The 7,054-nt window shown below is 70.5% G+C and carries 7 protein-coding genes; all 7 read right to left on the bottom strand.

All coding sequences use genetic code 11. From position 1 onward, the window contains the following. The coding region (locus H1D24_RS41245) for an AAA family ATPase (protein ID WP_181662914.1) at nt 1-1,167 on the bottom strand (1,167 nt) is incomplete at its 3' end. Continuing rightward, on the bottom strand, nt 1,164-2,732 hold the full coding sequence (locus H1D24_RS41240; RefSeq protein WP_181662913.1) for a 3' terminal RNA ribose 2'-O-methyltransferase Hen1: 1,569 nt from the start codon (nt 2,730-2,732) through the stop codon (nt 1,164-1,166). The genes H1D24_RS41245 and H1D24_RS41240, both read right to left, overlap by 4 nt. 82 nt (nt 2,733-2,814) lie before the next feature. Further along, the gene (locus tag H1D24_RS41235; RefSeq protein WP_181662912.1) at nt 2,815-3,738 is read right to left on the bottom strand and encodes an LLM class F420-dependent oxidoreductase; all 924 of its coding nucleotides are present in this window, start codon (nt 3,736-3,738) and stop codon (nt 2,815-2,817) included. 124 nt (nt 3,739-3,862) lie between these two features. Then, nucleotides 3,863-4,345: a DUF6099 family protein gene (locus tag H1D24_RS41230; protein ID WP_181662911.1), complete on the bottom strand. Its 483-nt coding sequence runs from the start codon at nt 4,343-4,345 to the stop codon at nt 3,863-3,865. 287 nt (nt 4,346-4,632) lie between these two features. After that, entirely contained in the window at nt 4,633-4,965 is a 333-nt protein-coding gene (locus H1D24_RS41225) for a nucleotide pyrophosphohydrolase (protein WP_181662910.1), read from the bottom strand. Further along, nucleotides 4,952-6,121: an AAA family ATPase gene (locus H1D24_RS41220; protein ID WP_181662909.1), complete on the bottom strand. Its 1,170-nt coding sequence runs from the start codon at nt 6,119-6,121 to the stop codon at nt 4,952-4,954. Before H1D24_RS41220 ends, H1D24_RS41225 begins: the two co-directional genes overlap by 14 nt. Before the next feature lie 236 nt (nt 6,122-6,357). Further along, a complete protein-coding gene (locus tag H1D24_RS41215; protein ID WP_181662908.1) occupies nt 6,358-6,747 on the bottom strand; it encodes a cell division protein SepF in 390 nt (129 codons plus the stop codon). Between the last annotated feature and the right edge of the window lie 307 nt (nt 6,748-7,054).

Raw genomic sequence — 7,054 nt, 5'->3', positions numbered from 1 at the left:
GAGCCAGGTCGCGGTGGGCACGGGTGTGTGGCCGTACACCACGGCGGCGCGGCCGCGATAGTCCTCGGCCCACGGGTAGCGCACGGGCAGCCCGAACTCGTCGGTCTCACCGGTCGTGTCGCCGTACAGCGCGTGCGACCGGACCCGGCCCGAGGTCCGGCCGTGGTACTTCTCCGGCAGGCCCGCGTGGCTCACGACGAGCCGACCGCGGTCGAGCACGTAGTGGCTGACGAGCCCGTCGATGAACTCCGCCACCTGCTGCCTGAACTCCTTGCTCTCCCCCTCCAGCTGCGCGATGGTCTCCGCGAGACCGTGGGTGTGCTGCACCTTCCTGCCCATGAGCCAACGCCCGAGCTTGTTCTCGTGGTTTCCCGGCACGCACAGTGCGGCGGCGGACGCGGTCATGGACATCACACGGCGCAGCACGCCCGGCGTGTCCGGGCCGCGGTCCACGAGGTCGCCGACGAAGACGGCAGTACGGCCCTCGGGGTGGGCGCCGTCGACGTAACCGAGCTTGCCGAGCAGCGTCTCCAGCTCGCAGCTGCAGCCATGGATGTCGCCGATGATGTCGAACGGACCCGTGAGATGCGTCAGGTCGTTGAAGCGCCGCTCCCGCACGACCTGTGCGCTCTCGACCTGCTCGACGCCGCGCAGGATGTGCACCTTCCGGAAGCCATCGCGCTCCAGGTGCCTGAGCGAGCGACGCAGTTCACGGATGTGCCGCTGGATGACACGGCGCGGCATCCCAGCCCGGTCGGCCCGCGTTGCGTTCCGCTCGGCGCACACTTCCTCGGGCACGTCGAGCACGATGGCTATCGGCAGCACGTCGTACTGCCGGGCCAGCTGGATCAGCTGCTTACGGCTCTCCTGCTGCACGCTCGTAGCGTCGACGACGGTGAGCCGGCCCGCCGCCAGCCGCTTGCCCGCGATGTAGTGCAGGACGTCGAAGGCGTCCTTGCTGGCGCTCTGGTCGTTCTCGTCGTCGGCGACGAGGCCGCGGCAGAAGTCCGAGGAGATGATCTCGGTGGGCTTGAAGTGCTTGCGGGCGAAGGTGGACTTGCCCGATCCGGAGGCGCCGACAAGGACCACGAGGGACAGGTCGGTCACGCTCAGGATGCGGGTGGTGCCACCGGCGGTGCCGGTGCCCTTGTCGTTCTGGTTCGTCATGCGGTCTTCTCCTCCTTCGCGTCCTGTGGGGTGTCGTCGGCCGGCCGTGCTGTGTTCTTCAGGGTCTCCGCCCCGGTCTTCAAACGGAACGTGGCCATCTGCGTGGGCGGCCCCACCTCGGGGTCGTCCGGGCCGATGGGGGTGAACTCCACCTCGTACCCGTGCCGTTCGGCCACCCGGCCCGCCCAGCCGCGGAACTCCTCGCGTGTCCACTCGAAGCGGTGATCGCCGTGGCGGGCGTGCCCCGCCGGGAGGGTCTCCCAGCGCACGTTGTACTCGACGTTCGGCGTCGTCACCAGCACGGTCCGTGGGCGTGCGGAGCCGAAGACCGCGTACTCCAGGGCGGGCAGCCGCGGGAGGTCGACGTGCTCGATGACCTCGCAGAGCACCGCCGCGTCGTACCCCTTGAGCCGGGTGTCGGTGTAGGCGAGCGAGCCCTGGAAGAGCTTGACCCGCTCCGCCTGCCGCTCGCCCATCCGCTCCAGCTTCAGCCGCCGCGCGGCGATGGTGAGCGCCCGTATCGACACGTCGACACCGACGATCTCCTTGAACCTGCTGTCCTTGAGCAGTTCCTGCACCAACTGGCCCTGTCCGCAGCCGAGATCGAGCACCCGGCTCGCACCGGCCTCGCGCAGTGCCCCGAGGATCGCCTCGCGCCGCTGCACGGCCAGGGGAACGGACCTTTCGTCCGTATCTGCGGACCCGTCGACGCCTGCGGACTCGTCAACGCCTGCGGACTCGTCGACGCCTGTGGACTCGTCGACGGCGTTGTCGATCTCCTCGACCTCGGTGTCGTCCGCCTCGGCGAGCCGCACCAGTTCCAGCCGCTCCATCGCCGCACGGGTCAGCGACCAGCGCCGCGAAAGATAACGGCTGGTGATCAGTTTGTGCTCCGGATGCTCGGCCAGCCAGCCGTCACCGGCCCGCAGCAGCTTGTCGACCTCGTCGGAGGCCACCCAGTAGTGCTTGGCGTCGTCGAGCACCGGCAGCAGGACATAGAGGTGCCGCAGCGCCTCCGCGAGCCTCAACTCTCCCTCGAGGACGAGGCGTACGTACCGCGAGTCGCCCCACTCCGGGAACTGCTCGTCCAGCGGCACGGCATCCGCGGTGACCGTCCAGCCGAGCGGCTCGAAGAGCGCACGCACCAGCTCTGCGCCGCCGCGGGCGGGCAGCGCGGGCACCTCGATACGCAGCGGCAGCGGCTGCCCGGCCCGCTCGGGCCGGGCAGTGCACTGCCCCTTCATCGCGCTGGAGAACACCCTGCTCAGCGCCACGGCAAGCAGCGACGACGCGGCATACGGCCGGTCGTTGACGTACTGTGCGAGCGCCGCGTCCGGTGCGCCGCCGCGGCCCTTGCCCTTGCCCCGCCGCACCAGGGCCACCGCGTCCACCTCCAGCAGCAACGCCGCCGTGCAGCGTTCCGCGGACGCCTCGGGGTAGAGGACGTGCGCGGTGCCATAGGAGGTGGAGAACGCCTGCGCCTTGTCGGGATGCTTGTGCAACAAGAACCCGAGGTCGGTCGCGGGGCGTTCTGGGGTACCGGTGGTACTGATCGTCAGGAACACGCGTCCGAGTATGGTCGCGTCCCCCTCGTACGGACCAAGGAATATCGAGCCCTGCCTCGCCGTACGCGTGTTTCGCCTGCTGCTACGACAACTGCGACATCACCTGCGACGAGATCAGCTCCAGATGGTCCAGGTCGTCCAGATCGAGGATCTGGAGGTAGACCCGCTGGGAGCCGATCGCCGCGTACCGCCCGAGCTTGTCCACCACCTCGGCCGGGGACCCCGCCAGGCCGTTGGCCTTGAGCTCGTCCACCTCCCGTCCGATCGCAGCCGCTCGGCGTGCGACCTCACTGTCGTCCTTGCCGACACACACCACCAGCGCGTTGGAGTACACCAGGTCACTGCCCTTGCGGCCGGCCGCCTCCGCTGCCGCCCGCACCCGGCCGAACTGCCGCTCGCTGTCCTCGATCGAGGCGAACGGCATGTTGAACTCGTCGGCGTACTCAGCCGCGAGCCGGGGCGTGCGCGTCGCACCGTGTCCGCCGATGAGCACCGGCACCTTGGCCTGCGCCGGCTTCGGCAGCGCAGGCGAGTCGGTCAACTGGTAGTACTCGCCGTCATAGCTGAAGCTCTCGCCGACCTCCGTGCTCCACAGCCCGGTGACGACCGCCAGCTGCTCCTCGAGCCGGGCGAACTTCTCCTTCGGGAACGGGATGCCGTACGCCTTGTGCTCCTCCTCGAACCAGCCCGCTCCCAGGCCGAGTTCGACGCGGCCGCCCGACATCTGGTCGACCTGCGCCACCTGGATCGCCAGCACACCGGGCAGCCGGAAGGTACCGGCCGTCATGAGCGTGCCGAGCCGGATCCGCTTGGTCTCCCGGGCCAGCCCTGCAAGCGTGATCCAGGCGTCGGTGGGACCCGGCAGCCCGTCGACGGAACCCATCCGGAGATAGTGATCCGACCGGAAGAAGGCGTCGAAGCCCAGATCCTCAGTGGCCTTGGCCACGGTCAGAAGAGTGTCGTAGGTGGCCCCCTGCTGGGGCTCGGTGAAGATGCGAAGATCCATGCCTCCATCCTGCACGGAGGTGCCCCAGAAGTGCCATGCGTCCTGTGAGCCTTCTGCGATCCATGGGGCATATGGGACCGTTGGGGCACTTGGGACCTCGACCACACGCAGGCTGACCGGAAAGCTACCCGGCCGCCGAGTCCGGTTCCGGTTCCGGCATGCTCTGCTCGCGCACCGCGAGTCGGCGCAGCATCTCCAGCACCCGGTCCCGGCACTCGTCAGCGGCGTCGATCGCCTCCATGCACTGCCAGTACGCCCCTTCCTCGTCTGCGGAGCAGGCGATCCCGACGAGAGCGATGCCGACCTCGCCCAGCAGGCCGCCGAGGCCCAGCAGCGCCTGGCGCGCGTCGCCGATCTCCGTCAACTGCGCCGCCCGTATCTCCCCGATGCCCAGCGTCGGAGCGTCCAGCGCGCCGCAGCCTCTGCCGCCCACCTCGCTCAGGCCGAGCGCCTCGCCCCGTAACTCAGGCGGCCCGGTGACCGCCAGCCGGCTCCCGATCGCCTGAGCCAGCGCCTGTGCCTGCCATGACTCCACCACGATGTCCGGCACCCCTTGGCTCTGCGCCAGGGCACGCCTGTTCGCTTCGATGAGCCGCACCGCCTCCATCGCCGCCCCCGTCCGTCCCGCACGCGCTGCCGCGCGCTGCCCGCACTCCTCTGTCCACTACCCAGAGTGAGTTGCCAGGAAATGAAAAGCCAGAGGTCGTCCGGAATCTGTGGACAGAAAACGAGATGTGGACAACGCAATCACTCCGGAGAGTGACGAAGAGCGGATCCCTTGCGGCGCGTCAGCCCTCAAGGGGCGGCTCCCGGCGCACTCACGGGCTCCCGCGCACTCACGGGATCCCGCACACTCATGGGATCCCAGGCATTCAAGGGACCGGGCCCGGACCCTCACCGACCCCCGGGCGCCGGAAACCGCTGCTCATTGCGGTCGATCTTCGCGTCGAGCGCCGCCAGCGCATCGATCCCCAGCACCTCGCACAGCTGCAGCAGATACGCGAGGACGTCGGCGACCTCGTCCGTCACCCGGTGCGCCGACTCGGGATCGTCCATCACCGCGGCCGACTCCTCGGGCGTCAGCCACTGGAAGATCTCGACCAGCTCGGAGGCCTCCACGCTGAGCGCCGCGGCCAGGTTCTTCGGCGTGTGGTACTGCTGCCAGTCGCGGGCGGCCGCGAACTCGGCCAGTCTGCGCTGCAGCCCCGCCAGATCAAGTTCCTTCACGGTCCAGGTCTACCACCGTGACACCATCCGCCTCAGCGGCCCATGACGCGTTCTGCACCGCCCCCACCAGCCGGATGTGCCCGCGCTCGCACGTCAGCACGGCCAGCCTCGCGAGCTCACGCAACTGCCGCTCGTCCAGGCAGCGGTCGAACCCGTCGGCGAGGACGGTGAGGCACTGCAGCGCCTCCGGCACCTCGGCCACCGGATCGACCTCCAGGACGCCCGGCCCGGTGAGCAGCACGAGAGCCAGCGCCAGAAACCGCAGCTCACCGTCGCCGAGCCGCCCTGTGGGGGTGCGCACGCCGTCGCCCCGGTCGAGGACCGCGCGCACCGTCCGGCTGTCCAGCTGCTCCGCCCGTACGTCCTCCACAGTGCCGGCGCAGCCCGCCCGTACCGCCGCGACCAGCTGCGCGTGCCGCTGGCCGCACTCCGACCGGGTGCGCCACAGGACCTCGGCGAGGTTGTCGCAGCCGCCCAGCAGCCGCCCCTCGTCGAGCGGCACCGCGCCGCGCATGCGCCGGGGCAGCGGGTCGCAGGCGAAGACGGACCGCAGCGCGACCACCACCTGTTCCGCCGCGGCGAGCACATGACGCTGGCCGTCCGTCTTACCGGCCACCCGCAGCGGAAGCAGCGCCGTGCCGAGCCGGTCGTCGGGCAGCGGGGCGCGGGTCACCGGTGAGGTGCCCGCGGTGTACCAGGCCGCCTGGACGGCGCGCCGCCTCGGGTCGCGCAGCGCCGTCTCGAGCAGCGTCAGCCCCCCGGCCGTCAACCGCTCGCCGACGATGCGCAGTTCGGGTTCGGCCTGTACGGCGACATCGAGTCGTACGGCACCGACGGGGCCGTCGACCGTACAGCCGATGCGGAATCCTCGCCGCCGCTGGGCGTCGGGCCTGGCACGCTCGGGCACGCACGCGACCGGGTCCGGGAACGCCTCGCCGAGCTCCGCCCCGCCGCCGAGCCGGGCCAGCGCCTCGTACGCCCGCAGGGCACTCGATTTTCCGGTGCCGCTGGATCCGGCGAAGAAGGTCAGCGGGCCGAGCGGGAAGACGGCGCGGCGGTGCGACGCAAAGGCGGAGAGCCTCAGTTCGGTGATGCCCGGCCGGTCCGGGCGCGGCGCGGGCGCCGCCGGGGTCGCGCCCCGGGAGAGCACGGTCATGTCCGGGACCGTAGGCGGCGAAGGACCAGGCGAATCGTTCCGCTGGAGCGACCTTCCTACGATCGAGGGACCGTATGCGCAGCCGCGTCGACGGCGGGCCTGCCGGAGAGGCCGTACGTGCCTGCCGGAGAGGTGCCGTACGTGCCTGCCGGGCGGCACGCCCTCAACGGCGGCGCTTCCGCCGCCAGTCCCGGTCCTCGTCCGCCAGGCCGGCGCGTCACCCCGGCCTCAGGACCTCACAGCCCGTGCTTCCCGGCCCCGGCCACGAGCCCCTGGACCTCGGTTCCGGGTGGTGCGAGCAGGAAGACGTTGCGGTCGACACGGTGCATGCCGCTGCCGAGACCGAAGACGACGCCGCTGGCGAAGTCCAGGACGCGCTTGGCGACTTCGGTCTCCGCGCCGGTCAGGTCCAGCAGGACCGGGACCTGTGCCATCAGGGTCTCCGCGACCTTCCTGGCGTCGGCGAACACATTGACGCGCAGCACCACGAAGCGCCGGTTCGTCTCGGTCTCCGCCTCCGGCATCGCGCGATGGCCCGGCCAGGACGGCCACTCGTCGCGGCTTCGCAGCGGTACGACCTGGGCGAGCCCCTCCCACTGTTCGTCGGTGACGTCGTGGCCGTTCATGCCCCCACCCCGTCCGGGCTCGTCCTGATTGTCTGCACCGGTCAATTCTTACAACCAGTCACCCGTTCGGCCCAACAGCGACACGGAGTGGAACGAGAACACTGACCGAACGTCCGTCCGCGGGAGCGACGTCGTGGACGTCGGCGCCGGTCAGGAGCATGCGCCTCCGGTGGGGGCGGAGGCCTTCGGCGGTCTGACCGCATGCTGAGCGAACTGCTTCGACCCTGAGGCGTGATCCCCAGGCGCGTGGGCCGGGGGCGCTAGCCCTGATCCCCGAGAGCGTGGACCCGGGGCGCTAGCCCTGATC

The sequence above is a fragment of the Streptomyces himalayensis subsp. himalayensis genome, assembly GCF_013778455.1.
Classification (GTDB): Bacteria; Actinomycetota; Actinomycetes; order Streptomycetales; family Streptomycetaceae; genus Streptomyces; species Streptomyces himalayensis.
Note: the sequence above shows the minus strand (reverse complement) of the source record. Positions and strands in the feature narration are given on the sequence as shown.